Genomic DNA, 24,844 nt, shown 5'->3' with positions numbered 1-24,844 from the left:
TCCCTCCTAAAGATTTGCCATGTGTGATATTGGCAATCCCTTGCTGATGTCTTCCAGTCGCTTTTTGGCGCTGCTGTCAGCAAGAAATGCCGGATAAATATTTGGTGAACGCAGGAGGCCACGTTGTGCCAATTCCTGCATAATGGGAAAATGATCGGCAGCAATTTTGCCCATCCAGAATGGATCAAGTGATCCGCCATCGCGCAGATGAAAGACCACCTGGGCCAGACCGCGAAGATAGATAGCATCCTTGCTCAAGCCACCACCGCGATAAATCCTCAGTGTCAGGTTGAAAGCACCCGCAGCACTGAGTCCGTGGGTTTTGGTCATAAGATGAAATGTTTCGCTAAACGACGCTCCATCCAGCATTGCGGCGCAGGCAACGACGCGCGCTGCAATCAGTCGCAGGCGTTCACGTGTCATGCCGCCGGTGAGATATTCAGCCAGCACGGCCAGGCCTTCTTGAACACCTTCATATCCGGAAAGGCCTGTACGAAATAGACGCAGCCCCTGCGAGGATCCGTTGAAATAGGTCAAAAGATGCACGCCGATTTCATGGGAAAGTAGGGCATCGATCCGCCGCCGTTCCATGAGTGTATGGCGAGAAACCAGCAGTTTGCTGCCGGTGACCATCAAGCCCGGCGGCAAGTCGTCCCGTATTTCGACTCTTGCCGAAAACTCAGGAGAGAGATCATGATATGCCGCCACCATGTCACGGGACTTCTGAGCCACTTCATAACAATCTGCCATGGCGATCGCGCTTGCATCGTCATCCAGTTTGCAATGCGCAAGCACATCTTTGGCAAGAGAGAGCAAGCTGTCCTCGACCGGACCGTAAAGGGCGCGGCTGAAATCCGTGAAGCGGTGGGTATTCAACGATCGTAACATCGTCAGTTGCAGGTCTGTCTCCTGCTGCTTTTCTCTATAAAGACGATAAAGAACCGGATCTTCCAGATGTTCGAAAGCGATAGAATAGAGTTTTCGTTTTTGTGCTTCTACGTCCACGCCCAATGGTCGGTAGAGGAATTTTGGCTCACGCTCAAAATCGCTTTTTTCAAACTCCTTGAATGCCTGACCGGCGTTGATGGGCGTGACGGCGAGTAGAAAGTCGAAAGAAGACACGATCTCGTCCATAGCGCGATCTGCACGACGCACAGCGTCGACGAAAGCTTTACGGCCAAGTGCGCGGTGTGAAGCGGTTTCGAGCGCTCCGGTCTTGCTGCTATAGGCCGCGAAAGCCTGTAACCCTGCATCGGAAATGTTAGAGATCAGGCGTTCCCGCAGGTCTGGATAAAAAGCACCGGATTCCGGTTGTCGATAGATTGGTGCATAACGGACGGTGATGCTGGGAAAATCAATACCGGCTTTGCGCAATTTAAGCTGAGGGTCGTCTTCTGGACGCGGCGCTGTAATACGCGGTATTCGGAACATGACCTCTGCATCGCAGACAGCCTTGATGAAGGCCTCCATAGCGATATGTATTTCAGGACCGTTGCTCGCCGAAACAGAGACATTGAAGTGTGGAAGATATGGCGAGTCATCGGCTAGAAGGATGTCATGTTCGAGTTCACCGACATCCAGCAGCATGAACGCGCCAAAGGTCTTTCGCATGGCGTTGCCAACTGCCCTGATAAGAGGAGCGGCTTCATTCAGTGTATTGGCAATAAGATAAGATGCATTTGCCGCGACGACATCGCGGGCAGCTAGGTCCTTTGTACCGCCTGCAATGTGAACACACAAGAATGGCAATGGCCGGTCGATATGCAAACGCCCTGCCGTGCCGATATCTCGGCGAACCGGGGTGCCCGCCTGAAGGCAGTTGACGACATCATCCAGCAGTTCGTCATTCGCTGTTGTATTGATCAGAGGAACCACACTCATCGGGCATCCCGTACCAAGCTCTCAAGCATCTTGGCGCCCGCTGACACAAGTTCTCTCAACTCGGTAATCGCCTGCTGATCTGGCTCGCCGGTCCATTCATCCATGAAGATTTTCTTGAATTCGACTGCTATCGCGCAGCCGGTTTGCGGAAAGCGCTCGTGAATGAAACGGGTCTGCTCACCCTTGCCTTGGAATGCCACATTTTCTCGGACGTCCAGAAGACGGCCCTTAATCCGGCGTGACGCAAAAAGCTGTCCGAGTGCCGTTACAACACTGCTCCAGCGCTGCGTATCCATCGACCATGTCCCGATGTTGATATCAGGGGCCTCAGCTTGCGGTGTAGGGGCAACATCTGCTCCACCGCGGCGATGGTTATAGCTATGGACATCCAGTACGATGAACTGGCCGTGCCGCTTTTCCATACGCTTCAATACGGTTTCGAGCGTAGCGTAATAGTCATCATGAAATGAAAGGGATTGTTCAACTTCGTCAGAGGAAAGGGGCCGTTTCCAAACCTCAAGGCCCCAGGATTGTTCGGGTCTGCTGTAGACCGCATCGGGTTTGGCGCGGTTGAGATCGGTTTCAAAACGCGAGTGATGGACGATGATGCGGTTCTGGACGTCGCGAATAATCTCGCCGGTAAACGGATCTTCTTCTCGCAGCCTTTGATCAGCCGAAAGTGCCATGATATCGCTGATGTCAGCGCGCACGGCATGTCCGTCATGTATGGCAGTGGCAATAACGGGGCTGTCGGCAAATTCCAGCGTCCAGAGTTTCCCCGTAGCTGTCTTTTCGAAGCCGTCGTTGATACGCATACTGTCCCAATCCTTGCTTATGTTTTCAGGATTGGGAAATGATTGGTCAGGCCTGTTTGTTCCCTTGAAGAGTGTCCCAAGACAGCAATTTCTGGTTTTAGAAAAGGGACAGGCAGCGCGGCAAAGGCGATTGGCCGATGGAAAAGACTGGTGGGGCGTTGCCGTTTTTTATGTCGGCGGCTGATGCATTTTACGGCCGCTTTACATACTCGCACCATCAATGCGGCTCTAGTCGATATTAAACGCAATGTGGCAAGCAGACCCAACGTTAGGTGCTACCCTTGCTTTCGTCCGATATGCATTAGCAAACGGTTTGGTAGCGCTGGACGATGGTCGACAATACCTCGTCGACTGGATGGGCCAGCCAGCGGTGCGAGAAAATCTCCACCTCTTGGGGGCCATGGAAACCGGCAGCTTCTACCATGCGCCGGAAGCCTTTCAGGTCGATGACGCCATCTCCCATCATGCCGCGATCATTAAGCGGGTCCGTCGTCGGGACAAGCCAGTCGCAGATATGATGCGCCAGAATTTGACCGTTGCGGCCAGCGCGCGCCACCTGTTCCTTAAGGTCGGGATCCCACCACACATGATAAACATCAATGGCGACACCCGTGCCGTCTCCTAGCCTGTCACAAAGGTCGAGCGACTGCTTGAGTGTGTTGAAACATGCGCGATCTGCGGCGTAAAACGGATGAAGAGGCTCGATGGCCAGCGGAACGCCGGCCGCACGTGCATAGGGCAAAAGTGCCGCCATGCCATCCTCAACCATTTGTCTTGCTCCTACAATGTCGCGAGAGCCCTGTGGTAATCCGCCAACCACCATGACTAGGCAATCGGCGTTCATGGCGGCGGCCTCATCCACTGCGCGACGGTTATCTTCGAGCGCTTTTTGTCGTCCGGTCTCGTCCGGTGCGGGGAAAAAACCACCGCGACAATGGCCGCTGAGACGTATGTCATTTTGTTCGATGATTGTGGCGGCCTCTTTCAGGCCAACACCGTGAACCTGATCGCGCCAGGGAGAAATGGTGGTGATGCCGTGGGCAAGGCAGGCATCGATCAGTGCACCGAATGAACCACCCTGTTTGATCGTCGCAAAATTGATCGAAAGACCGTCGATGGTCATGATGTTCTCTCCTGATCTGACGAAGATGCTTGCAAAGCGTTGAATGTGGCTTTCGCCGCATCGGCATCGACCCCAAGTCCCTTGGCCGCGATAGCTGTCGCCAAAGAAATCTGGCCGTTGACGGCACTGAGTTTGGCTCGACCGTCGCCTGCATTACGGTAGAGATCCGGATGCGCACTCAGCCAGGCATGGTTTTCACCGTCTGTTGCTCCGGCCATGCCGCTAACATAGTGGTGACCGTTTCGCTCGATGTGGCGAAGACCGAGCAGGGCGGCCAACGCCAAATCCTGCTGAACTGCAATGCCAGCCTGCGTGGTCAGATCTTCCGCCGACATGAAGTAACCGCCGCTATTTTCGCCATTCCATTTTGAAATTCGCATGGCGTTCAGAACCGAACGGTAAAAGCCCTTGCATGATTTCGATGAGATGCCACGATACCCCTGCGCTTTCGCCAACAAAAAGGCGTCCGGTGTGCCATCCGATTCATCAATTTCAACCGGCACCTTGCCAGCAAGGCGGGATACGGATTGATTGAAAGCATTATGTCTGGCTATCGGCTGTTCGATGAACAGCAAGGAGCGTCGCAACTGTGCAAGTGCCGGTTCAGCATCAATCTGCGCCAAGAGATCAAGCACACTGTCTTCATCTGCGAACTGTTCGTTACCATCAAGTGTCACCTGATAGTCTGGCAGCGTCGCCAGAACTGCTGCTATGGCTTTCAGTCTTTCAGTGTCTTCTTTTGGTCGTCCCGATACCTTGAGCTTGAAATAGCGTAAGCCGTAGGTCGCGATTTCTTCTTCCAGGCATTCCGGCAAGCCATCATTGAGGCGGTGCCCCTTAATGTCATCAGGTCGCAGTGCATCTATGTAGCCGACCGTATGACGCAGAAAGAGGCTTGGTTGTGGTTTCAAACCTTCGAGGAAAACGCTTATATCAAATGCTGCAAGATCGGGCGTGGTCGATGCATTGATGCCGGGCAGGTTTATGCGGATTGCATCTGTAAAGGAGAGATCATTGAGCCTGCAAAGTGCGTCGAGAATGGCACGATCGACAAGGGCAAGTCCAAATGATGCGATCAGGCCATTAAAACCGCGCTTTGCCGCATCATTGTGATGCTGAGGCTCAATCCTCGCGTGAAGCTCAAAAGCCGTTGCAGGCTCTGCCGTTTTAGCAAGTGCGACCGCCATATGCAGCGATTGGCGTAGTTGATCTTCGTTCTCCGCATTTCCAAGGTCCGGGTTCTTGTCGAACCATTTGGGCACCATTAGCTCGGCTGCATAACCTTCCGCTATGCGTCCCTTGCTGTCCTCAATCGTCAGCGAAAGAAAAGCCTGCGTTGCTTCGGTCACGGTTGCCGCACCAAAACGAAACGGCACCCGCATGGCTAGACGCCGTTCGTAAATTGCGGCGTCCTTGATTTTTAAGACAGGTGTTTCGGACATCTCAATTGACACCTCGAACAGCGAGAAATGCTTTCATGCGATGTGTGGCTTCATCCGGGTCGGCCAGGACATTGGCCTTGTCAGCCAATCGGAAAAGCTCTGCAAAATGTTGGGTCGAACGGGTGCTTTCCTGTCCACCAATCATGGTGAAATGGTTTTGTAGTCCATTGAGGTAAGCAAGGAAGACAACGCCAGTTTTATAAAAACGGGTCGGGGCCTTGAATATATGGCGAGACAACGCAACGGTTGGCTCCAGAATGTCGAAGAACTCATTGTTGGCACCGCGTTTCAGACTGGCGAGTGCCTTGGACGCGGCGGGCGCGATGGAATCAAAAATGCCAAGCAACGCGTCGGAATGTCCGTGCTCATCACCGGCAATGAGTTCGGCGTAATTGAAGTCGTCGCCGGTATACATGCGCACGCCAGATGGCAGTCGGCGACGCATCAGTATTTCCTTTTCCTTGGAAAGAAGAGAGATTTTGATGCCTTCGATCTTGTCGGCATTGGCAGAAATCATTGCAAGGCAGGTATCCATCGCCGCCATATGATCGCCTGATCCCCAATAACCTTCCAGCGCGGGATCGAACATTTCACCCAGCCAGTGGATGATAACCTTTTCTTTTGCCTGTGCGAGAACGCGTGCATAGGTTTCGAGATAATCGTCAGGTGATTTTGCTGCTGCCGCCAATGCGCGACTTGCCATCAAGATGACCTGTCCACCTTCGCCTTGCACGAAATCCAGCTGTTCAAGATAGGCGTCAACAATCGCATCGAGGCTGTAATCGGTGCCGATCAGATGATCAGTACCGACGCCGCAGGCGATCAGTGCGTCCTTGCGACTTGCAGCTTCCTTCAGAGAGCGGGAAATCAGTTCCTGCGCCTGTGGCCATGCTAGCCCCATACCACGCTGGGCCGTATCCATGGCTTCGGCAACACCGAGCCCCAAATCCCAAAGCCGGTGGCGGAAGTGCAGCGTGCCTTCCCAGTCAATGGCCGGGGTCAGCCATGGATCGTTTTCCGCAAATGGGTCTGCGACAACATGGGCGGCTGCAAAGGCCACGCGGTTAAAATCTGCGGCACTGCGCTTTTCAAGCGCTATAGGTGTACCACTCAGTGTGTAGAGCTCGATTGAGCGATCATCTTTCGGTAGCTTGAGTTCGGTCATTGTCGCCTCCCTCAGGAAATGGTCGGAACATCGAGCCAGCGGCGTTCCTTCCAGGATTTTAGCCCTAGTTCTGCCAGCTGTACGCCCTTGACGCCTTCGATCAGGCCGTATGGCCAAGGATCATTGTCAACCAGATGTCGAACGAACATTTCCCATTGGGCCTTGAAACCGTTGTCATACACGGTGTTGTCAGGTACTTCCTGCCATGTCTTGTAAAAATCGATTGTCTGCGGCTGGTCCGGGTTCCAGACCGGTTTCGGAGTGTTGGTGCGATGCTGTGTCCAGCATTTCGTCAGGCCGGCCACGGCGGAGCCATGGGTGCCATCCACCTGAAAGGTCACGAGATCGTCGCGACGAACGCGAACTGCCCATGACGAATTGATATGAGCGATAACGCCCCCTTCCAGTTCAAATGTTGCATAGGCTGCGTCATCGGCGTCAGCAACGTAAGGGCGACCTTGTTCATCGAAACGCTGGGGGATGTGGGTTGCACCAAGGCAGCTTACCGCTTTGACTTCACCAAACAGATTGTCGAGCACGTAGCGCCAATGGCACAGCATATCGAGAATAATGCCGCCGCCATCCTTCAGGCGATAATTCCAAGACGGACGTTGCGCGGGCTGCCAGTCACCTTCAAACACCCAATAGCCGAACTCGCCACGAACCGAGAGGATTTTGCCGAAGAAGCCGCTGTCACGCAGCATTGCCAATTTGCGTAGACCCGGCAGGAACAGCTTGTCTTGTACAACGCCATGTTTGATGCCCGAGCTTTCAGCAAGGCGCGCAACTGCAATCGCTTCTTCCATGTTGTCGGAAATCGGTTTTTCGCAATAGACATTCTTGCCCGCCTTGATGGCCTTCGTTAGAAGGCTGCCGCGCATCTGGGTCGTGCCCGCGTCAAAAAACAGCGTGTCGTCCGGGTTGGCCAATGCGGCGTCGATATCCGTCGTCCAGCGCGCAATGTCATGCTTCTTGGCAATAGCCTCGATTTTTTCGCCATTTCTCCCGACGAGAATCGGATCAAGCATAACCTTTTCGCCACTTTTCAGTGTGACGCCGCCCTGATCACGAATGGCAAGAACAGAACGCACAAGGTGCTGGTTGTAACCCATGCGGCCAGTAATGCCATGCATGATGACGCCAATACGTTTCATGATATTTCCTCCCATGACCACCTTCTCCCAAAGGCGGTGTCTCCTAAGACAATGGCCGTTTGTAACCATTTGGTTATTTGTGAATTTGAAAGACCTGTTCTGTCAAGATGTTTTTCAAAATGTGGAGGCGCCATTTTCCTGTGCAGCGATGCGGCGTGGGTGATGCATGAAAAGACGGGTACGCAGCGGCGCGCGCCTTCAAGGCATCAGATGTATCTGCATGGATGGTCGCTTCAGGGTCTTATGCTGGCCAGCACGGTATCGACAATATGCTGTCCCCATCGATCGAGTTCTGCCGGTGCGGCAAGGTCCCGCTGGAAAATTGTTGAAAGCGTGTAGCGGTTCGACAGGTAAAAAAAGCCGAGTGACGCGATGGTCAGATAAACGTCGACTGGATCAAGGCCTGCTCGGAATTCACCGCTTTCAGCGCCGCGCTTCAGCACGTTTTCCAGTTCGGAGATAAAGTTGGAATGCATCTCGGTAATTGTTGTGGATTGCCTGAGATAGCGGGCCTGATTGAGGTTCTCAGTTGCCAGAATGCTGAGAAATTCCGGGTGATCCAGAAAGTAATGCCAGGTAAAAAGCGCGAGTTCTTTTAAGCCTGCAGACGGGGCCTTGTGGGTCAGATCCAGTCTGTGTTCTGCGTGGCGAATGTGGTGATAGGCGTCTTCAAGGACCGCAAGATAGAGCGCATCCTTGTCACCAAAATAGTGATAAATCATGCGTTTGTTGGTGCCGGCCCTGCGCGCCACAACATCAATCCGTGCTCCGGCCAGCCCCTTCGCTGCGACCTCGCGACGGGCTGCCTCTAGAATGGCCGCGCGTGTCCGTTCCGGATTGCGCTGTTGCGTAGACGCGCGTTTGCGAACAGGCTTCACGCTCTCGTTTGTGTCCGGATCAATATTGTTATTCGTATTTGTTTTATCCATCACGACACCCGCTTGACAATGCGTTCGATCAGTGTTCCCATGTAACCAATTAGTTATAAAACAGCAATAGCTGTTCTCGAGCATCATCAATTGGCATTCAATATGGGAGGAGTTGCCAATGTCCATGACGCTTCACAGGCGCACTGTGCTTTCGGGAGGCCTTGCGGCCTTAACTCTCGCAACTCTTGGCGGTGGTTCTGCCAATGCGCAGGCTGCGCGCCTTCGCATGTTATGGTGGGGTTCGCAGGAGCGAGCTGACCGTACCAACAAGGCCATTGAGGCTTATAAGACGGTAAAGCCCGACCTTGCGATTGCGGGAGAATTCGCAGGCTGGAGTGATTACTGGCCACGCCTTGCGACACAGGTTGCCGGGCGCAATGCTCCAGACCTGATTCAGATGGATTACCGTTATATCTTTGAATATGCGCGCCGCGGCGCGCTGGCGCCACTTGATGATTATATTGGCAAGGCGCTGAAAATTGATGATTTCGGCAAGATGAACATCGATTCCGGCCGAGTGGATGGCAAGCTTTACGGTGTCAATCTCGGTGTGAATTCCAGCGTTATGTTCTTTGATGCCGCAGCCTGGGAGAAAGCCAAGGCAACGCCACCATCAGCTGGCCAGACATGGGAAGAGTTTGCAGAAAATGCGACGATCTTTGGCAAGAACAAACCAAAGCCCGGTTATTTTGCAACGGCTGACTCCAGTGGTCTTGAGCCCAGTTATGAAAACTGGCTGCGTCAGAACGGCAAGTCACTCTTCACGCCGGAAGGCGGTCTGGGATACGATGCCAGCGATGCTGCCAAGTGGTTTACGATGTGGGCCAAGATGCGTGAAGCTGGCGCCTGTGTGCCCGCAGATATCCAGGCTCTAGATCAGCTGAACATCGAAACGAACCCGTTGACCACGGGCAAGTCGGCGACGGCTTTTGCCCACTCCAACCAGTTTGTCGGTTACCAGGCGCTCAACAAGGCCAAGCTGTCGTTGACATCCTATCCAAAGGTTTCCAAGGATTCGCCATCCGGTCACTATCTCAAGCCGTCCATGCTGATGAGCGTTGCCAATGGCAGTGCGGGTGCTGAGGCGGCGGTTGAATTTATCAACTTTCTCGTATCGGAGCCGGAAGGTGTTGATATCCTGGGTGTGGAGCGCGGCGTGCCAGCATCGGAAGCCATGCGTAGCCAGTTGGGTCCAAAGCTGAACGACGTCAGTCAGGCAATGGTGAAATATATCGCCGACATTACCCCTGATGTCGGTGACTTGCCGCCTGCACCACCACCTGGTGCCGGTGAACTGGCGTTCGTACTGACCCGCACCAGCCAGGAAGTATCGTTTGGGAAAATGACACCGGAGCAGGGCGGTGAGCGCCTTGTCACAGAAGCTGAAGCTGTTCTGAAGCGGAAGTAATCGCAAATGACCATGCAGTCTGACATTCTTGCGAGGGAGGGCCGTGAAACGGCTCTCCCAAAACGGGGCGGTTTGCGTCGTGTTTTTGATCGCAACTTCCACGCCTATATGTTTTTGCTGCCATGGCTGATCGGCTTTTTCGGCCTGACGCTGGGCCCTGCATTGGCCTCGCTCTACCTGTCATTCACCAATTACGATTTGCTGCAATCGCCCGACTGGGTGGGGGCATCCAACTATGTGCGCATTGCAACGGCCGATCCGAAATTTGCCGCAGCGATGAAGGTGACCTTTACGTATGTTCTGCTGTCGGTGCCGCTGAAGCTGGCTTTCGCCTTGCTGGTTGCGATGGCGTTCAATCGCGGCATCAAGGGGCTGACGCTCTATCGTGCTATCTTCTATCTGCCGTCGCTTCTCGGTTCCAGCGTGGCAATAGCCGTATTGTGGCGTCAGCTGTTTGCCTCCGACGGTCTCGTCAACATGGTTCTGTGGCAACTGTTCGGTTACGAGGGACCAAGCTGGGTCTCCAACCCGGATTATTCGCTCTACACGCTGGTTATCCTGTCTGTTTGGCAGTTCGGCTCGCCGATGATCATCTTCCTGGCCGGCCTTCGCCAGATCCCGCAGGATATGTATGAAGCCGCCGAAATGGACGGTGCCAGCAAAACACGTCAATTTTTCCGCATTACGTTGCCGTTGCTGACGCCAGTGATTTTCTTCAATGCGGTGATCCAGACAATCGACGCCTTCAAGGCATTTACGCCAGCCTTCATCATCTCCGAGGGTACTGGCGGACCGATCAATTCGACATTGTTCTACACATTGTATCTCTATCAGGAAGCCTTTGGGTTCTTCCGTATGGGATACGCCTCCGCTTTGGCATGGATCCTGGTTGTCATCATTTCTTTGTTCACAGCCTTCTCCTTCCTCAGCGCACGTTATTGGGTGCATTACGATGACTGATGCTGTTACCGACCCACGTCCGGGAACCGAAGTTCAACGTTCGCCGCTTCGCTCCACCTTGTTGCATGCGGCCCTGATCATCAGTTCGATCGGCATGCTTTATCCCATCTTGTGGATGATCTCCGGCTCGTTCCGACCGCAGGAGGAATTGTTCGGTTCCTCATCGCTTATTCCATCTGCACTTGATCTCGGCGGTTATATCCGTGGCTGGACAGGTTTGCAGGTCAGTTTCGGCCAGTTCTTCTGGAACTCGTTTTTCATCGCCGTGCTGGCAACCATAGGTAACGTGGTCGGATGTTCGCTGGCGGCCTTCGCCTTTGCGAGACTGCGGTTTGGTGGGCGCAATTTCTGGTTTGCCTTGATGCTGGGCACATTGATGCTACCCTATCACGTGGTGCTCATCCCGCAGTACATCATGTTTTTGGAGCTTGGCTGGGTCAACACATCACTGCCTTTGATCGTGCCAAAATATCTGGCGACCGATGCCTTCTTCATCTTTCTAATGGTGCAGTTCTTCCGGGGAATTCCACGGGAACTGGACGAGGCTGCGGTGATGGATGGATGCAGCCCCTTCCGTATCTACTGGAAGATCATGCTGCCCTTGTCTTTGCCGGTCCTAGCCACTGCCGCGATCTTTTCTTTCATCTGGACCTGGGACGATTTCTTCGGGCCGCTGATTTATCTGAACGATATCAATACCTACACGGTGCAGCTTGGTCTGCGCTCCTTCATCGACTCCACCGGTAGCTCCGACTGGACAGCCTTGTTCGCCATGTCCAACCTGTCGCTGATACCTGTTTTCCTCTTCTTCCTGTTTTTCCAGCGCCTTCTGATCGAAGGCATCGCAACAACCGGCATGAAACGCTGAAACGCCAAGGCATACCCATGAAACCTGTTCGATTTGCAGCCATAGGCATCAACCACGACCACATTACCGGGCAAACCCGTTGCCTGCTGGATGCGGGCGCTGAGTTTGTCGGTTTCCATGCAGTGGAAGACGACTTGTCCCAGGCCTACAGCGCGAAATTCCCCGGCGCACAGCGATTTGATGATAAGCGCCGCCTTATTGAAGACGAAACCATCGATCTGATTATCAGCGCCGCCATCCCCGATGAGCGTGCTGGCATCGCCATCCAAGCGATGAAGGCGGGCAAGGATGTGATGGTTGATAAACCTGGAATGACCACGCTTGAACAACTTGCCGAGGTGAAACGCGTTCAGGAAGACACTGGCCGCATTTTCTCTATTCTCTACTCAGAGCATTTCGAAAATCGAGCGACTGTAAAAGCTGGAGAACTGATTGCCGCTGGCGCAATTGGCAAGGTGGTGTCGACGGCCGGTTTTGGGCCACATCGCTTGCGCGCACCGACCCGACCCGAGTGGTTTTTCAAGCGGGAGCGATATGGCGGTATTCTGGTTGATATAGCGTCGCACCAATGCGAACAGTTCCTGTTTTTCACGGGGTCAGATACGGCCGACATCCTGTCGGCAACGGTTTCAAACCGTGCCAATTCGCAGTTTCCTGGCCTGCAGGACAGCGGTGATATCCATCTTTCGACTGCTGATGCCGATGGCTTTATCCGAGTAGACTGGTTCACACCCGAGGGGTTGCCGAGCTGGGGTGATGGTCGTCTGTTTATCACTGGAACAGAAGGCGCAATCGAACTGCGCAAAAATATTGACGTTGCTGGTCGTGAAGGTGGCAATCACCTGTTCCTCAGCGACAAAAAGGGCGTTCAATACATCGATTGCTCCAATGTGCAGCTTCCCTATGGTGCGCAACTGCTTGCCGATATCCGCAACCGTACCGAAACGGCGATGCCGCAGGCCCGTTGTTACGCGGCGATGGACATTGCTCTGAAGGCCCAGAAGCTGGCGGAGGATAAAATCCATGGCTAAGCGTTACAAGGTCGGCATTATCGGATGCGGTATCGGCAAGTCGCACATGGAAGAGGGATATTTTCCGCATTCCGACAAATATGAAGTTGCTGTGTTGTGTGATCTCGATGAGGTCAGGCTGAATGCGGTTGCTGACGAGTTCGGTGTCAAAACGCGGTCACGCCTGTCCGATGAGGTGATGGCTATGGACGATATCGACATCATCGATATCTGCACGCCGCCTGCCACCCATACTAAGCTCATCCTGCAGGCACTGGCCGCAGGAAAACATGTCGTTTGCGAAAAGCCTTTGACAGGATCATTGGCGGAAGTGGATGAAGTAAGGCGTGCTGAACAGACCGCAAAAGGCGTTCTTATGCCGATTTTCCAGTATCGATATGGTGAAGGTGTCGCGCAGGCACGTCACATCATTGAAAGCGGTTTGGCAGGGAAACCTTATGCTGGTACCACCGAAACCTTCTGGAAGCGTACTGCCGATTATTACGACAATCCATGGCGTGGACGCTGGGCAACCGAGCTAGGTGGTGTGCTGATGACCCACGCAATCCATCTGCATGACATGCTGACATATCTCATGGGGCCGGTTGAGCGTGTTTTTGCGCGCACGGCAACGCGGGTCAATGCCATTGAGGTTGAGGATTGTGTTTCAGCCAGCATTCTGATGCAAAATGGTGCACTTGTTTCCGCCACCTGCACGTTGGGGTCTCAGGAAGAGATCAGCCGCCTTCGACTCGCATTTGAAAATGTCACTTTCGAAAGCGTGCATTCTGCCTATTCGCCCGGGGATGGGCCGTGGCAGATCATTCCTGCAAATGAAGAGATTGGTTTGAAAATTGCTGAGCTTGTTAAAGAAATGCCGTCGATCGGTCGACGGTTCAACGGCCAGATGGCAGCCTTTTATGAGACGCTTGAAAAAGGAGAACGCCCGCCGGTGACGAGTGATGACGCGCACCGCTCCTTGGAGCTTTTGACGGCGATTTATCATTCAAACGATACCAACAGCGATGTTGCTCTGCCGATTACGCAGGCCCATCCGAAGTACAAGAGCTGGCGGCCTTAACAGGCTGGATCTAGGCTGCCGGACGGGAGGAAACGATATGGCAAGCAGCATTAAACTGGAAAAAATCGTCAAACGTTATGGTTCGCTGCCAGTCATCCACGGCATCGACCTGCAAATTGAACCGGGTGAGTTTACGGTTTTTGTCGGTCCTTCCGGATGTGGCAAGTCCACGCTGTTGCGCATGATTGCCGGGCTGGAAGAAATCTCCGGCGGCGAATTGCGCATTGATGGTGAGCGGGTGAATGAGACGGCTGCGTCCAAGCGTGGTATCGCCATGGTGTTCCAGTCCTATGCGCTCTATCCGCATATGAGTGTTTACAAGAACCTGGCTTTTGGTCTGGAAACGGCCGGTTACAAGAAGCCGGAAATCGAAGCACGTGTCAAAAAGGCAGCTGATATCCTGCAGATTGGTCCGCTGTTGCAGCGCAAGCCAAAAGCACTCTCCGGTGGCCAGCGTCAGCGTGTTGCGATTGGGCGCGCAATTGTGCGCGAACCCAAGATATTTTTGTTCGATGAACCTCTGTCCAACCTTGATGCCGAACTGCGCGTGCAGATGCGCGTTGAAATCGCCAAGCTGCACCAGACACTTGGCAGTACAATGATTTATGTGACGCATGATCAGGTGGAAGCCATGACCATGGCCGATAAGATTGTTGTGCTCGGGACGGACATATCATGCAGGTTGGCAAGCCGCTTGACCTCTACAACCACCCGGCAAACCAGTTCGTTGCAGGCTTCATTGGCTCGCCAAAGATGAATTTTCTCAGTGCGAAGCTGGCGGCCGACGATGGTTCAAAGCGAACTTTGGAGGTTGCAGGCCAGAAAATACAGCTTGAAAAACCATTGGCGGCGCAAGACGGCGAGCCACTGACGTTTGGTTTGCGGCCCGAACATGTTGAACCGCAGGCACAGTCCGCCACCCTTGGTCAGGGAGCTATTCAGCTTGTCGAGCATTTGGGTGGTTCGACCGTTGTCTACACCAATACAGTGGATGGCCAGTCTGCGACGGTGCTCCTGGACGGCCAAAAGCACATCAGGATTGGTGAAACCATTCCGCTGGCGTTTAATCTTGCGAATACGCACATCTTTGGCGCTGATGGACGCAGGCTATGAGGAGGCTCCATCCCCGTCTATTTTGCAATCTTGAACGGGATGCCGGACACCAGTGCTTTCACATAGCGTTTTTTCTGGAAAAGGCCGTTCAGGGAAACACGAGGTAGAAGTCCCATGGTGTCAAGACTGGCGCTCGAGAGAACACCCGGTTGCGTGGTGACAGCGACCGGGATGCCAGCACTTAGAACAGCATCCGCTTCGCGGTCTCCGGTTGCCGACTTGTAGCCGTAAGGATAAGAGAACGAGCGCGGCTTGACGCCTGTAAAGCCATGCAGTGTCGAAATCGACTGGCGGATTTCACTTTCCAGTCGTGCTCGGTCGACACGTTTCAGGTTCACATGTGTCATGGTATGCGCACCCATATGCGCAAATGCATCGTCGCTTACCAGTTGGCGCAACTCATCCGTTGTCATGATGAGATTATCGACAATTGTAAGCGGATCGACGCCATACTGATGCGCTGCCGCGTCAATGCGGGCAACAGCGGCGTCCTCATCATTTGCGTGGACGAAAGCGGCCAGACGGTCAAACGCATCGTATTTTTGCGTTACGCTTGCTGCGGTTATGATCTCAGTGCCTTGGCCAAAATCAAAGTCAAATTTGTCCTGTAGGCGGATCAGTGCCTCTGCGGTTTCCCACCACATGGAACGCGTGCGTTGTGTAAGGCCCGGCGATATGAATATCGTGTAGGGAACTTTGTATTTGCGGAAGAGAGGCGCCGCAAACTGCGCATTGTTGCGATAGCCGTCATCCAGCGTGAATGCGACAAAAGACCTGAGATCTGTCGGGTCGCTCAGCAGGGTTGGCAGATCATGCAAATGTACCGGCGTGAGGTTCAATTCCAGCGCGGCGTTGATCGCCTCCTCCAGAAATTGCGGGGTGACCGAGAGAATAGCGTTCGGGCCAAAGGCGGGTGGTGCATCCGGGCGAACATGATGCAGGGTAAAAATGAGGCCCCGCCCGCCGGCTTTGGGAAACAAGGCCCGAATACCGGGGATGGCAGAGACTTCGAGACCGGCCCTGATAATCTCGTATTTCAGGATGCGCTTTGCTGATTTCAAAGAGAACATGGGATCGGTCCGGTTGTCTCGCGATTTTACTTCTTTGACAGGTTGAGCACTCTGTGTGTCAATACACGCCATGCGGTTAACGGCAGGTCAAGCAGGCCTGGCAGGGGATCTTTCCAGGCAAACGCCGCCACGGCGCGCACTTTGGCGAAGGAGCGGATGAATGTTCCGATATCCAGATTACCGCGTTTGATGAGTGTCATGGCCGCGGCAAGGTCACGAACAGCGTAAATCCATGCTGTTCCGGGCTTTGCGGTGGCGGATACTGGTGTCTGATGTCCTTGGGCGATGTTCCACATGATTGGGCCGAAATCGACGCCGGCTGCGGCTGAAAGTGCGAGCCAGGCCCAGGGTCTTGGATTGACGTCGAGAATATTGAGGGTGCCGTTGAGAGCGTGGCGTTTGAATTCAATCTCGACCAGACCACTAAATGTCAGGGATGAGAGCAGCTTGTGCGATGCTTCGATTAGTGAAGGTTCGTTGACCACCTCGACATAGGTGCTGGTAAAGCCGAAATCGACCGGATATTGCCGGGTGCGGCGCGCCGTGAATTCAGCCACCGTTTTTCCATCATGCCACAAGCCGACATAGGAAAACTGGCTTTCGCCACCGCCAGGGATAAGTTCCTGCACAACAACATTGTGCGCACCAATTTCACCGGCAGCATCGGTGAAACTGTCAATAAATGTCGTCTTGTCATCGGCCCTGATGACTTTTGCCTTGACGATGCGGCTGTTTCCACCGCCCATATTGGGTTTCAAGATCACTGGGAACGTGGGCGCCAGCAAGTGCGCTTCTTGGGTGGATGCCAGCTCGTATGTGCGTGGATATTGCAGCCCCAGTTGCTCTGCACGCTTGTAGAGAAGAGGTTTGTCGCACAGCCATTGCAGCTCTTGCCATTGCGGTAACATGATGCGGTATGCCGCTTGTAGGATCTGTTTCTCTTGCGAGACCAGTAAAACCTCTGCGTCGCCAGCCGGCACCAAAAGACTACCTTGCAATGCGTGTTTACGAGCAAAATCCACAAGGAAGCCGGTTGCGTCCGCATGGTCCGCGCCTGGCCATTTGATCTGCTTTTGCACGAAGCGCGACCAGCCGGTGAGGGGGGAATCATTACTGATATAATGCACCTTTATGCCTGAGTGCCCGAGGCTTCTCGCCAATGCCAGTGCTCCGTGCGCTCCGCCAAGGATAACGACACCTGTCGATTGCGGTGAAATGGCTGTGCGTGGCAAGATTTTGGTCCTGAAAGGGCGCCGAACAAGGACGGCAAGGCGGGGCTGGTACGTTGGAACGATACGCCCAAATGGCAAGCAAACCCTTAATTCCTGCGGGACACACACCGATGCTGTCTGAATAGTCTGAGTGGCTTCGAATTGCCTATGCTTGCATATCTGAAACAATATATGGAAACGTTACCACATTTTTCTTGACGCTCGCTCTTGAACCCGATAGCAAAATATGGAAACGTTACCATATTGGGAGGAACCACCATGAAGGCAGCACGCCTCAATCGTCTTTTCGGCACGTCCGGAAACTGCTTTGACGTGGCAATTGACCACGGCATGTTCAATGAGCGCACGTTCCTTGCGGGCATTGAAAATATGAAAACCGCCATTCAGGTGATCGCTGAAGCAAAACCGGATGCCATTCAGCTTCCGCCGGGCACGGCGCCCCTTCTTCAGGCTATTCCAGGCAAGGATCGTCCGGCTCTGGTCCTTCGCACTGACATCGCCAATATCTACGGCAATCCGCTGCCATCCGTTCTGTTTTCAGAAGTGATTGACCGGGCTGTTGAACAGGGCGTTGTGCTGGATGCGGCCTGCGTCGTTGTCAATCTGCTGATGTTGCCGAACCAGCCTGAAGTTTACCGGGCCTGCGTGCGCAATGTGAACATTCTCAAGCGCGAATGCGAAATCTACGGCATGCCGCTAATGGTTGAGCCTCTGGTCATGCAGGACAATTCCAAGGGCGCTTATATGGTTGACGGCGCGATTGATAAAATCCTGCCTTTGGTACGCCAGGCTGCTGAATTGGGCGCTGATATCATCAAGGCCGATCCATGCGACAACGTTGAAGAATATCACCGCGTTATCGAGATTGCGCAGGGGCTTCCCGTGCTGGTGCGTGGCGGTGGACGCGTCAGTGATCAGGAAATCCTGTCGCGCACCAAGGTGCTCATGGAGCAGGGCGCTCGCGGCATTGTCTATGGTCGTAACGTAATCCAGCACAGCAACCCCAAGGGCATGACACAGGCGCTGATGGCTATCGTTCACGACGGTGTAACTGCAGAGGAAGCGGCACGCCATCTCGGCTAACCGTGCGGTAACGAAGGGAGGAATGTTATGACGAAGATTTTCCGCTTCGGCGTTATCGGCTGCGGTCTGATGGGTCGTGAATTTGCAAGTGCAGCCGCGCGTTGGCTGCACTTGGTGGACGCGAAAGCGCGCCCGGAAATTGTTGCGGTGTGCGATACGAACACCGCCTTGATGGACTGGTTCAGCGACAACGTACCAACCGTGCGACAGCGCACAACGGACTATAAGGAACTGCTGGCTAATCCCGATGTGGATGCCATTTATTGCGCCGTTCCGCATGTCCTGCATGCAGAATTCTACACGGATATCCTGCGGGCAGGCAAACATCTGCTCGGCGAAAAACCATTTGGCATGGATCAGTTACAAAACAGCGAGATCGTGAAGGTTTTGGGTGAAAAACCTGAGCTCGTGGTGCGTTGCTCGTCTGAAATGCCGTTTTTTCCTGGTGCGCAGAAAGTCATTGAGCTGGCGCGTGGTGGCGAGATGGGTGAGATTCTGGAAGTCGAAGCCGGCTTCCTGCATTCTTCCGACATTGATCGGCAAAAGCCGATCAACTGGAAGCGTATGGAACACATCAACGGCGCCTACGGTTGCATGGGTGATCTTGGCATGCACGTGCTGCATGTGCCGCTGCGTCTCGGCTGGCGCCCTTCCACCCTTCACGCACAATTGGTGAAGAAGGTAACGGAACGCCCAGACGGCAAGGGTGGCATTGCACCTTGCACCACGTGGGACAACGCGACTATCAGCGCTCGTGTCACGACGCAGGATCAGGACTTTCCCATGGTGCTCAAAACCTGGCGTATTGCGCCCGGTGAATCCAACACCTGGTATATCCGCATTCTCGGCATGAAAAAGAGCGCCTATTTCAGCACCAAGTCTCCACGCCAGTGGCAGTGGATGGACTATAATGGCGGCAGCCAGGCCTGGAGCACCGAAGATCTCGGATATGGTTCGCTTTTCCCTGCGATAACAGGCAAGATTTTCGAGTTTGGTTTTGCCGACGCCATCCAGCAAATGTGGGCCGCATTCGTTGACGAATTGGCGGGTGGTAATGGCAGAGGTTTCCATTGCGCGACACCGCAAGAAGCCGCTGCACATCATGCCGTGTTGACGGCGGCCTTGCAGTCTGGCCGCGAAAATCGCGTTGTTTCCGTCAATTATGCTGAGGGGGCGTCCTGATGAAGCGCTCCGAAATCAATACGGCCCTCAAATTTGCCGTCGAGATGCTGGATAACTGGAAATGGTCGCTTCCCGTGTGGGGCGACTGGACCGGTGAAACACTTGCAGCCCGACCCGAAGATGCTGCTTATCTGCGTGCTCACCAACTGGGCTGGGATGTGACAGACTTTGGGAGCGGTCGGTTTGCCGAGTGTGGTCTTGTGCTTTTTTGCCTGCGCAACGGCATCGTTGGGCAGGCAGATGAACGCACCTACGCTGAAAAACTGCTGTTCGTTGCCGAAGGGCAAATGACGCCCGCCCATCTTCACAAAGCCAAGATGGAAGACATCATCAATCGTGGCGGCGGTACACTGGTGATCGAGTTCTGTGCTGCGAATGAAGATGGTACGTCGAGCAGTGAAGATGTTGTTGTGCTGGTCGACGGCCTGCCACAGCTGTTGGCGCAGTGGGAAGAGCTTGAGCTGTCTCCCGGACAGAGTGTGACGATCCACCCCGGCCTTTACCACCGCTTCTACGGCAAGGCAGGCGACGGACCGGTGTTGGTGGGTGAGGTCAGCCAGGTCAATGACGACCGCAACGATAACTTCTTCCTTGAGCCGATTGGACGCTTTGCGGACATTGAGGAAGATGAGCCACCCTTCCGGCCGCTCTGGAACGAAGGGGGCGGCTGATGTCTTTGGGGGAGGAGACAAAAGGCGGACATTCTGGAGGTATCGTCTGCGCCGGAAATTTCATTGTGGACCGCGTCCATGCGCTGTCTTATTGGCCGGAGCAGGGTAATCTCACGCACATATTGCATCAGGACATCGGCGTTGGTGGTGGAGCCGCCAATGTTGTCACCGACCTTGCTTCGCTTGGTTTTCCCGGCGGGCTGTCTGCAGCCGGTTGCCTTGGTGATGATGCTGATGGCCTGTTTGTCCGCGAACGTCTTGCGCAACACGGTATCGATGTTTCCGGCATGGTGTCGTTAGGTGAAGCTGCCACAGCCCATACACACGTGATGACGGTTCCCGGGCAAAGCCGGACCTTCTTCTACCATGGTGGCGCCAATGATGACATGACGCAGGCGTCGATCAACATGGCATCCTATGCCCAACAGGGGTATCGCCTTTTTTATCTGGGCTATCTTATGTTGCTGCCGGGGTTGGACAAGCTTGATGGTCACGGTCGCTCCGGTGCCAGTCATCTGCTGGAAGCTGCGCAAAAAGCGGGATTGCTAACCTGCGTGGATTTCGTTTCCAGCGAGGACCCTGCCTTCCAGCGTCAGGTTGGCGTCGCTTTGCCCTATTGCGATTACCTCATCATAAACGAGATTGAAGCCGGGCGGGCAACGGGAATTGCCGTTCGTGACAGCCAAGGCAAGTTGCTCGTTGATGCACTTCACAAGGCAGGCAATAGTTTGCTGACAGGTGGCGTGCGGCGTGGCGCAATCATCCATGCACCAGAACTTTCTTTATGGCTTGAGCGTGGATGTGAGGCGATCACAACCTACTCGCTTCCGGTCGCAGTAGAAGATATCGTTAGCCCGGTCGGTGCCGGAGATGCTTTCTGCGCCGCTGTTCTTTACGGCCTGCATGAGGGCTGGCCCTCTGCCAGAATTGCCGCTGTCGCGCATCGTGCAGCGGCCCATTGTCTCGGTGGCGCAACGGCCACCGATGGAATTCCGCATATGTCCGTTCTCGTTGAGGAAACAAAGGAGACGAGACCGGCATTCGGCTAAAGCCCGGCTTTTCGCAGAAGGAGTATGCGAAGGCCGGTACCATCAACACAAGGGAGGAGAATAGCATGAAGGCATATCTTAAAGCCGCAGCATTGGGTTTGATTACATCTGTCAGCATGGCGCCAATGCTGGCACAGGCTGCCGACAAGCCGGTGGTGGCAAGCATCGTGTTCCAGGGCGACCAGTTCATGAAATCCTTGCAGGCCGGCATGCGCAGTGCCGCTGAAAAGGCCGGTGCGGAAATTCTTGAAATCAATATCGATGGCGATCAGGCCAAGGAAACGCAGGCGATCGATACCTATATCGCCCGCAAGGTGAATGCGATCGTCATTGCCCCGGTGTCTGCCAAGAACTCGGCCGCAGCTCTGAAGCGCGCCCGTGATGCAGGTATTGTGGTGGTTGCCGTAAATGGCGGCCTGACCGATGCCGGTATTGCACAGGCAACCTTCTCGACCTCAAACAAGGATCTTGGCATTTCCACCGGCAAGGCGGCAGGCAAGTTCATCACTGAAACTCTGGGCGGTAAGGCAAAGGTTGCCATTTTGGGCTTCAAGTCGCTGTTGCCCGAACAAAGTGGTGAGCGCACAGGGGGCTTCAAGGAAGCTGCAGCTGAAGGCAATACCGTTGATGTCGTGACCGAACAGGACGCATGGCTTCCGGAAAAGGCAGTGTCTGTCGCCACCGACATTCTCACCGCCAATCCTGACGTCAATGTGGTCTACGCGGCCAATGAAGGTGGTACGATTGGTGCCATGCAGGCAGTGCGCAATGCTGGAAAGGCTGGTTCCGTTTATGTCTTCGGTATCGACGGTTCCGAACAGCTTGCCAAAGGCTTGATGGCCAATGACAATGTTTTGCAGGCCGTAACGGCGCAGTCTCCATTCGACATGGGCGCACAGGGTGTCGATTCCGCTCTTTCCATTCTTAAGGGCGACAAGGTGGCTGAACAGACGACCGTTCCGGCTTTGCTGCTGTCACGCGCTGATCCTGACGGCGTGAAGGCCTTCGCCGAAAGCCTCAAGAAGTAAGGAAACGCGCACGGCATAATCAATTTATGCCGTGCGTATTCTCCCACCCTCCAGACAACATAACGGAGAACGTATGTCTTCCGTCCTCGAATTGCGTGGCCTCACCAAGCATTATGGCCGGGTGACGGCGCTTGACGACTTCAACCACTCCTTTGAACGGGGGAAGGTTCACGCCCTGCTTGGTAAAAACGGTTCAGGCAAAAGCACCTTCATCAAGATGATGTCCGGTGCCACCGAACCGACAAGGGGCGAGATCCTTCTGAATGGTGAAGTATGCCGTTTTTCGCGCCCATCCGACGCGCTGGAAGCGGGTATTGTCACGGTTTATCAGGAGCTAAGCCTTGTGCCACATTTGAGTGTGGCCGAGAACATCTTCATGGGACGTTTGCCCAAGCGCAAAGGCACGCCGTTTATTGACTGGCCTGCGTTGCGCAAGCGTGCGGCCCAACTGCTGAATGATATGGGGGCGGGTGACATTGATCCGGATATTCCGGCTGGTGCCTTATCCGTCGGACGCCAGCAGGTGGTGGAAATCGTCAAGGCGATGTCGTTCAAACCCATTGTGCTGCAATTGGACGAACCGACCTCGGCGCTGGCACAGGCTGAAGTCAAACAATTGTTTGAGCTTGTCCGGCGTCTGCGGGATCGCGGTGTGACGATCATCTATATCTCGCATAGACTGGCAGAACTGACCGAGATTGCCGACACGGTTACAGCGCTGCGGGATGGTGTTTTCACGGGCTCCTGCTCGATTGAGGAGGCGACACCTGCGGTTATTCTTGAAATGATGTTTGGGGAAATCCAGCCGGTTCATCGCCCGTTGCACCCCAAAGAGCGGACCAAACCAATCCTTTCGGTGCGCAACCTGTCGCTTGCCCCATTGCTAAAAGACATTTCCTTCGACCTTTACCCCGGTGAAGTGGTCGGTATTGCGGGAATGCTCGGCTCGGGCAGAACGGAGCTTTTGCGGGCGATCTACGGCGCAGGACCGCATGATGCGGGTGAAATTGTCGTTGATGGCAAGACCGTTTCGAATGTCTCCATCTCTGTCATGAAAGCATTTGGTATCGGCTACACCTCCGAAGACCGCAAGCATGGAGGACTGGCGCAAATCCTGTCCAGTCATGCAAACCTGTGTCTTGCCGCCATGCAGCGGATTGGCAAACTCGGTTTCATAACCACCGGTCGTGAAAACCCTTATGTCAAACGGCAGATCGACAATTTGCTGATCAAGGTGGGAGATCCGGCGCTGCCCGTTTCCAGCCTTTCCGGCGGTAACCAGCAAAAAATCGTGGTTGGTAACTGGCTGAATGACGACCCTCGCATACTGCTTTTTGACGAGCCAGGGCGCGGCGTTGACGTGTTGGCCAAACAGCAGATCTACAACATCATCTGGGAACAGGCGACGCGCGGCCTTGCCAGTATCGTGGTCTCCACCGAACTGGAGGATTTGGTCGAATGCTGTGACCGCATCCTCATCTTGCGTGACGGCATTATCGCCGACGAATTCGTCAATGAGAAGCTTGATCCCAAAACCCTCTATGCCGCCTGCATGGTCCGGCACCAAACCCATTGAATTCAGGAGATTTCCATGACGCTTTCCGGCGGAAAAATCGGGACCTTCGCACGGCGGAACTCCATGCTGATCATCCTCATCGGCCTGTACGTGCTGGTGGCGTTCACTGCACGTGGGTTCATGTCGCTTGATAATCAGCTCAATATTTTGCGCACCATCGCCGTACCCGGCATGATCGCATTTGGCATGACACTGCTGATCATTGTTGGTGAAATTGACCTTTCGGTCGGTTCCATGGTGGCGGCCTCATCGTGCCTTGTCGCCTGGCTGGTGTCATGGATATCAGGCGGTGACTTTGAGCCCGCCATATGGGTCGTTATTGCCGCCTTTGCACTGACATTCGCTTTCGGCGCCGGCATCGGCATCTTTAATGGCTGGTTGAGAAACCGCTTCATGGTGCCGACCTTCATTTCCTCGCTGGCGATGATGGCAACGCTTGCCGGTTTGGCCAATCTGATCACCGACGGAACACCGATCGAGTCCTTCCCGTCATGGTATTACTTCATCGGAAGCGGACGCATATTCCACGTTCCGGTACCGGTGTATCTGCTGTTGATTGCCTTTATTATCGCTTACGTTCTGGCCAATTACACCAGCTTTGGACGCTCGGTTTATGCCATCGGCGGTAATGCGGAGGCAGCTCGCCTTTCAGGTCTTGCTGTGAGCCGCACCCGCACCTTGTGCATGATCATCACCAGCCTTTTTGCCGTCACGGGTGGCATCGTTTATTCGTCGCTTCTCAATTCCGGTAATCCGACCATTGCCAAAGGCATGGAATTGGAGGTCATCTCTGCCGTCATCATCGGCGGTGTCAGCCTGTTTGGGGGCAAAGGATCGATATGGGGAGCCTTTGTTGGTGTGTTGTTTTTAGGTGTGCTTTTGAACGCTATGACCTTGTGGGGCTTTAACCCCTACGCGCAGCAGGTGGTTCGTGGCGCACTGATCCTTGGAGCCGTATTCATCAATCTGATCATTGATCGTCCACATGCCGGCCATGGCTGAGG

Annotated in this window: 21 protein-coding genes and 1 pseudogene; 13 read left to right on the top strand and 9 right to left on the bottom strand. The window is 54.3% G+C overall.

Annotated features, from left to right (window positions below; all coding sequences use genetic code 11):
• Nucleotides 1-6: 6 nt before the first annotated feature.
• The 7 genes from IB237_RS14325 to IB237_RS14295 all read right to left on the bottom strand — a co-directional run bounded on the left by IB237_RS14325 (nt 7) and on the right by IB237_RS14295 (nt 8,509).
• Nucleotides 7-1,881 (bottom strand): flavohemoglobin expression-modulating QEGLA motif protein, encoded by a 1,875-nt coding sequence (locus IB237_RS14325; protein ID WP_192489321.1) that lies wholly within the window; start codon nt 1,879-1,881, stop codon nt 7-9.
• Entirely contained in the window at nt 1,878-2,696 is an 819-nt protein-coding gene (locus IB237_RS14320; protein ID WP_192489320.1) for an N-formylglutamate amidohydrolase, read from the bottom strand. The genes IB237_RS14325 and IB237_RS14320 overlap by 4 nt, the downstream gene beginning before the upstream one ends.
• A 301-nt stretch (nt 2,697-2,997) precedes the next feature.
• The gene (locus IB237_RS14315) at nt 2,998-3,819 is read right to left on the bottom strand and encodes a sugar phosphate isomerase/epimerase (RefSeq protein WP_192489319.1); all 822 of its coding nucleotides are present in this window, start codon (nt 3,817-3,819) and stop codon (nt 2,998-3,000) included.
• Entirely contained in the window at nt 3,816-5,261 is a 1,446-nt protein-coding gene (locus IB237_RS14310; protein ID WP_192489318.1) for an enolase C-terminal domain-like protein, read from the bottom strand. The genes IB237_RS14315 and IB237_RS14310 overlap by 4 nt, the downstream gene beginning before the upstream one ends.
• A 1-nt stretch (nt 5,262) precedes the next feature.
• Nucleotides 5,263-6,426, bottom strand: a complete 1,164-nt coding sequence (locus IB237_RS14305; RefSeq protein WP_192489317.1) for a dihydrodipicolinate synthase family protein — start codon at nt 6,424-6,426, stop codon at nt 5,263-5,265.
• Between the two features lie 11 nt (nt 6,427-6,437).
• Nucleotides 6,438-7,580, bottom strand: a complete 1,143-nt coding sequence (locus tag IB237_RS14300; protein WP_192489316.1) for a Gfo/Idh/MocA family protein — start codon at nt 7,578-7,580, stop codon at nt 6,438-6,440.
• Between the two features lie 233 nt (nt 7,581-7,813).
• The gene (locus IB237_RS14295; RefSeq protein ID WP_192489456.1) at nt 7,814-8,509 is read right to left on the bottom strand and encodes a TetR/AcrR family transcriptional regulator; all 696 of its coding nucleotides are present in this window, start codon (nt 8,507-8,509) and stop codon (nt 7,814-7,816) included.
• Between the two features lie 118 nt (nt 8,510-8,627).
• Between IB237_RS14295 and IB237_RS14290 the strand changes: the two genes are divergently transcribed.
• The 6 genes and pseudogenes from IB237_RS14290 (at nt 8,628) to IB237_RS14265 (ending at nt 14,949) form a co-directional block, all read left to right on the top strand.
• Entirely contained in the window at nt 8,628-9,917 is a 1,290-nt protein-coding gene (locus tag IB237_RS14290; RefSeq protein ID WP_192489315.1) for an ABC transporter substrate-binding protein, read from the top strand.
• 108 nt (nt 9,918-10,025) lie between these two features.
• A complete protein-coding gene (locus IB237_RS14285) occupies nt 10,026-10,877 on the top strand; it encodes a carbohydrate ABC transporter permease (protein WP_246787955.1) in 852 nt (283 codons plus the stop codon).
• Complete coding sequence (locus IB237_RS14280; RefSeq protein WP_192489314.1) at nt 10,870-11,745, top strand: carbohydrate ABC transporter permease; 876 nt, start codon at nt 10,870-10,872, stop codon at nt 11,743-11,745. Before IB237_RS14285 ends, IB237_RS14280 begins: the two co-directional genes overlap by 8 nt.
• 17 nt (nt 11,746-11,762) lie before the next feature.
• A complete protein-coding gene (locus tag IB237_RS14275; protein ID WP_192489313.1) occupies nt 11,763-12,776 on the top strand; it encodes a Gfo/Idh/MocA family protein in 1,014 nt (337 codons plus the stop codon).
• Nucleotides 12,769-13,836: a Gfo/Idh/MocA family protein gene (locus tag IB237_RS14270; RefSeq protein ID WP_192489312.1), complete on the top strand. Its 1,068-nt coding sequence runs from the start codon at nt 12,769-12,771 to the stop codon at nt 13,834-13,836. Before IB237_RS14275 ends, IB237_RS14270 begins: the two co-directional genes overlap by 8 nt.
• Nucleotides 13,837-13,873: 37 nt before the next feature.
• Nucleotides 13,874-14,949 (top strand): annotated as a pseudogene (locus tag IB237_RS14265) (ABC transporter ATP-binding protein).
• 17 nt (nt 14,950-14,966) lie between these two features.
• On the opposite strand, the gene IB237_RS14260 reads toward IB237_RS14265, so the two are convergent.
• A complete protein-coding gene (locus IB237_RS14260; RefSeq protein WP_192489311.1) occupies nt 14,967-16,019 on the bottom strand; it encodes a polysaccharide deacetylase family protein in 1,053 nt (350 codons plus the stop codon).
• 26 nt (nt 16,020-16,045) lie between these two features.
• A complete protein-coding gene (locus tag IB237_RS14255) occupies nt 16,046-17,251 on the bottom strand; it encodes an ATP-grasp domain-containing protein (protein ID WP_210323944.1) in 1,206 nt (401 codons plus the stop codon).
• A 258-nt stretch (nt 17,252-17,509) separates the two neighbouring features.
• Between IB237_RS14255 and IB237_RS14250 the strand changes: the two genes are divergently transcribed.
• The 7 genes from IB237_RS14250 (at nt 17,510) to IB237_RS14220 (ending at nt 24,842) form a co-directional block, all read left to right on the top strand.
• Nucleotides 17,510-18,334 (top strand): class I fructose-bisphosphate aldolase, encoded by an 825-nt coding sequence (locus IB237_RS14250; RefSeq protein ID WP_192489310.1) that lies wholly within the window; start codon nt 17,510-17,512, stop codon nt 18,332-18,334.
• Between the two features lie 27 nt (nt 18,335-18,361).
• Nucleotides 18,362-19,516 carry a Gfo/Idh/MocA family protein gene (locus IB237_RS14245; RefSeq protein WP_192489309.1) on the top strand — a complete coding sequence of 385 codons (1,155 nt, stop codon included), beginning with the start codon at nt 18,362-18,364 and terminating at the stop codon, nt 19,514-19,516.
• On the top strand, nt 19,516-20,187 hold the full coding sequence (locus IB237_RS14240; protein WP_192489308.1) for a D-lyxose/D-mannose family sugar isomerase: 672 nt from the start codon (nt 19,516-19,518) through the stop codon (nt 20,185-20,187). The genes IB237_RS14245 and IB237_RS14240 overlap by 1 nt, the downstream gene beginning before the upstream one ends.
• Nucleotides 20,187-21,236 carry a carbohydrate kinase family protein gene (locus tag IB237_RS14235; protein WP_192489307.1) on the top strand — a complete coding sequence of 350 codons (1,050 nt, stop codon included), beginning with the start codon at nt 20,187-20,189 and terminating at the stop codon, nt 21,234-21,236. The genes IB237_RS14240 and IB237_RS14235 overlap by 1 nt, the downstream gene beginning before the upstream one ends.
• A gap of 65 nt (nt 21,237-21,301) precedes the next feature.
• Nucleotides 21,302-22,264, top strand: a complete 963-nt coding sequence (locus IB237_RS14230) for a substrate-binding domain-containing protein (protein WP_192489306.1) — start codon at nt 21,302-21,304, stop codon at nt 22,262-22,264.
• 73 nt (nt 22,265-22,337) lie between these two features.
• Nucleotides 22,338-23,840 carry a sugar ABC transporter ATP-binding protein gene (locus tag IB237_RS14225; RefSeq protein ID WP_192489305.1) on the top strand — a complete coding sequence of 501 codons (1,503 nt, stop codon included), beginning with the start codon at nt 22,338-22,340 and terminating at the stop codon, nt 23,838-23,840.
• Between the two features lie 15 nt (nt 23,841-23,855).
• Entirely contained in the window at nt 23,856-24,842 is a 987-nt protein-coding gene (locus tag IB237_RS14220) for an ABC transporter permease (RefSeq protein ID WP_192489304.1), read from the top strand.
• The last annotated feature ends 2 nt before the right edge of the window (nt 24,843-24,844 follow it).

Source organism: Agrobacterium sp. AGB01 (genome assembly GCF_014851585.1).
In the GTDB taxonomy this organism is placed as follows: Bacteria; Pseudomonadota; Alphaproteobacteria; order Rhizobiales; family Rhizobiaceae; genus Agrobacterium.
Note: the sequence above shows the minus strand (reverse complement) of the source record. Positions and strands in the feature narration are given on the sequence as shown.

Excerpts from the sequence above, each read along its gene's own strand:
- IB237_RS14325 (WP_192489321.1), bottom strand. The coding sequence starts at position 1,881 with ATGAGTGTGGTTCCTCTGATCAATACAACAGCGAATGACGAACTGCTG.
- IB237_RS14320 (WP_192489320.1), bottom strand. The coding sequence starts at position 2,696 with ATGCGTATCAACGACGGCTTCGAAAAGACAGCTACGGGGAAACTCTGG.
- IB237_RS14315 (WP_192489319.1), bottom strand. The coding sequence starts at position 3,819 with ATGACCATCGACGGTCTTTCGATCAATTTTGCGACGATCAAACAGGGT.
- IB237_RS14310 (WP_192489318.1), bottom strand. The coding sequence starts at position 5,261 with ATGTCCGAAACACCTGTCTTAAAAATCAAGGACGCCGCAATTTACGAA.
- IB237_RS14305 (WP_192489317.1), bottom strand. The coding sequence starts at position 6,426 with ATGACCGAACTCAAGCTACCGAAAGATGATCGCTCAATCGAGCTCTAC.
- IB237_RS14300 (WP_192489316.1), bottom strand. The coding sequence starts at position 7,580 with ATGAAACGTATTGGCGTCATCATGCATGGCATTACTGGCCGCATGGGT.
- IB237_RS14295 (WP_192489456.1), bottom strand. The coding sequence starts at position 8,509 with ATGGATAAAACAAATACGAATAACAATATTGATCCGGACACAAACGAG.
- IB237_RS14290 (WP_192489315.1), top strand. The coding sequence starts at position 8,628 with ATGTCCATGACGCTTCACAGGCGCACTGTGCTTTCGGGAGGCCTTGCG.
- IB237_RS14285 (WP_246787955.1), top strand. The coding sequence starts at position 10,026 with ATGTTTTTGCTGCCATGGCTGATCGGCTTTTTCGGCCTGACGCTGGGC.
- IB237_RS14280 (WP_192489314.1), top strand. The coding sequence starts at position 10,870 with ATGACTGATGCTGTTACCGACCCACGTCCGGGAACCGAAGTTCAACGT.
- IB237_RS14275 (WP_192489313.1), top strand. The coding sequence starts at position 11,763 with ATGAAACCTGTTCGATTTGCAGCCATAGGCATCAACCACGACCACATT.
- IB237_RS14270 (WP_192489312.1), top strand. The coding sequence starts at position 12,769 with ATGGCTAAGCGTTACAAGGTCGGCATTATCGGATGCGGTATCGGCAAG.
- IB237_RS14260 (WP_192489311.1), bottom strand. The coding sequence starts at position 16,019 with ATGTTCTCTTTGAAATCAGCAAAGCGCATCCTGAAATACGAGATTATC.
- IB237_RS14250 (WP_192489310.1), top strand. The coding sequence starts at position 17,510 with ATGAAGGCAGCACGCCTCAATCGTCTTTTCGGCACGTCCGGAAACTGC.
- IB237_RS14245 (WP_192489309.1), top strand. The coding sequence starts at position 18,362 with ATGACGAAGATTTTCCGCTTCGGCGTTATCGGCTGCGGTCTGATGGGT.
- IB237_RS14240 (WP_192489308.1), top strand. The coding sequence starts at position 19,516 with ATGAAGCGCTCCGAAATCAATACGGCCCTCAAATTTGCCGTCGAGATG.
- IB237_RS14235 (WP_192489307.1), top strand. The coding sequence starts at position 20,187 with ATGTCTTTGGGGGAGGAGACAAAAGGCGGACATTCTGGAGGTATCGTC.
- IB237_RS14230 (WP_192489306.1), top strand. The coding sequence starts at position 21,302 with ATGAAGGCATATCTTAAAGCCGCAGCATTGGGTTTGATTACATCTGTC.
- IB237_RS14225 (WP_192489305.1), top strand. The coding sequence starts at position 22,338 with ATGTCTTCCGTCCTCGAATTGCGTGGCCTCACCAAGCATTATGGCCGG.
- IB237_RS14220 (WP_192489304.1), top strand. The coding sequence starts at position 23,856 with ATGACGCTTTCCGGCGGAAAAATCGGGACCTTCGCACGGCGGAACTCC.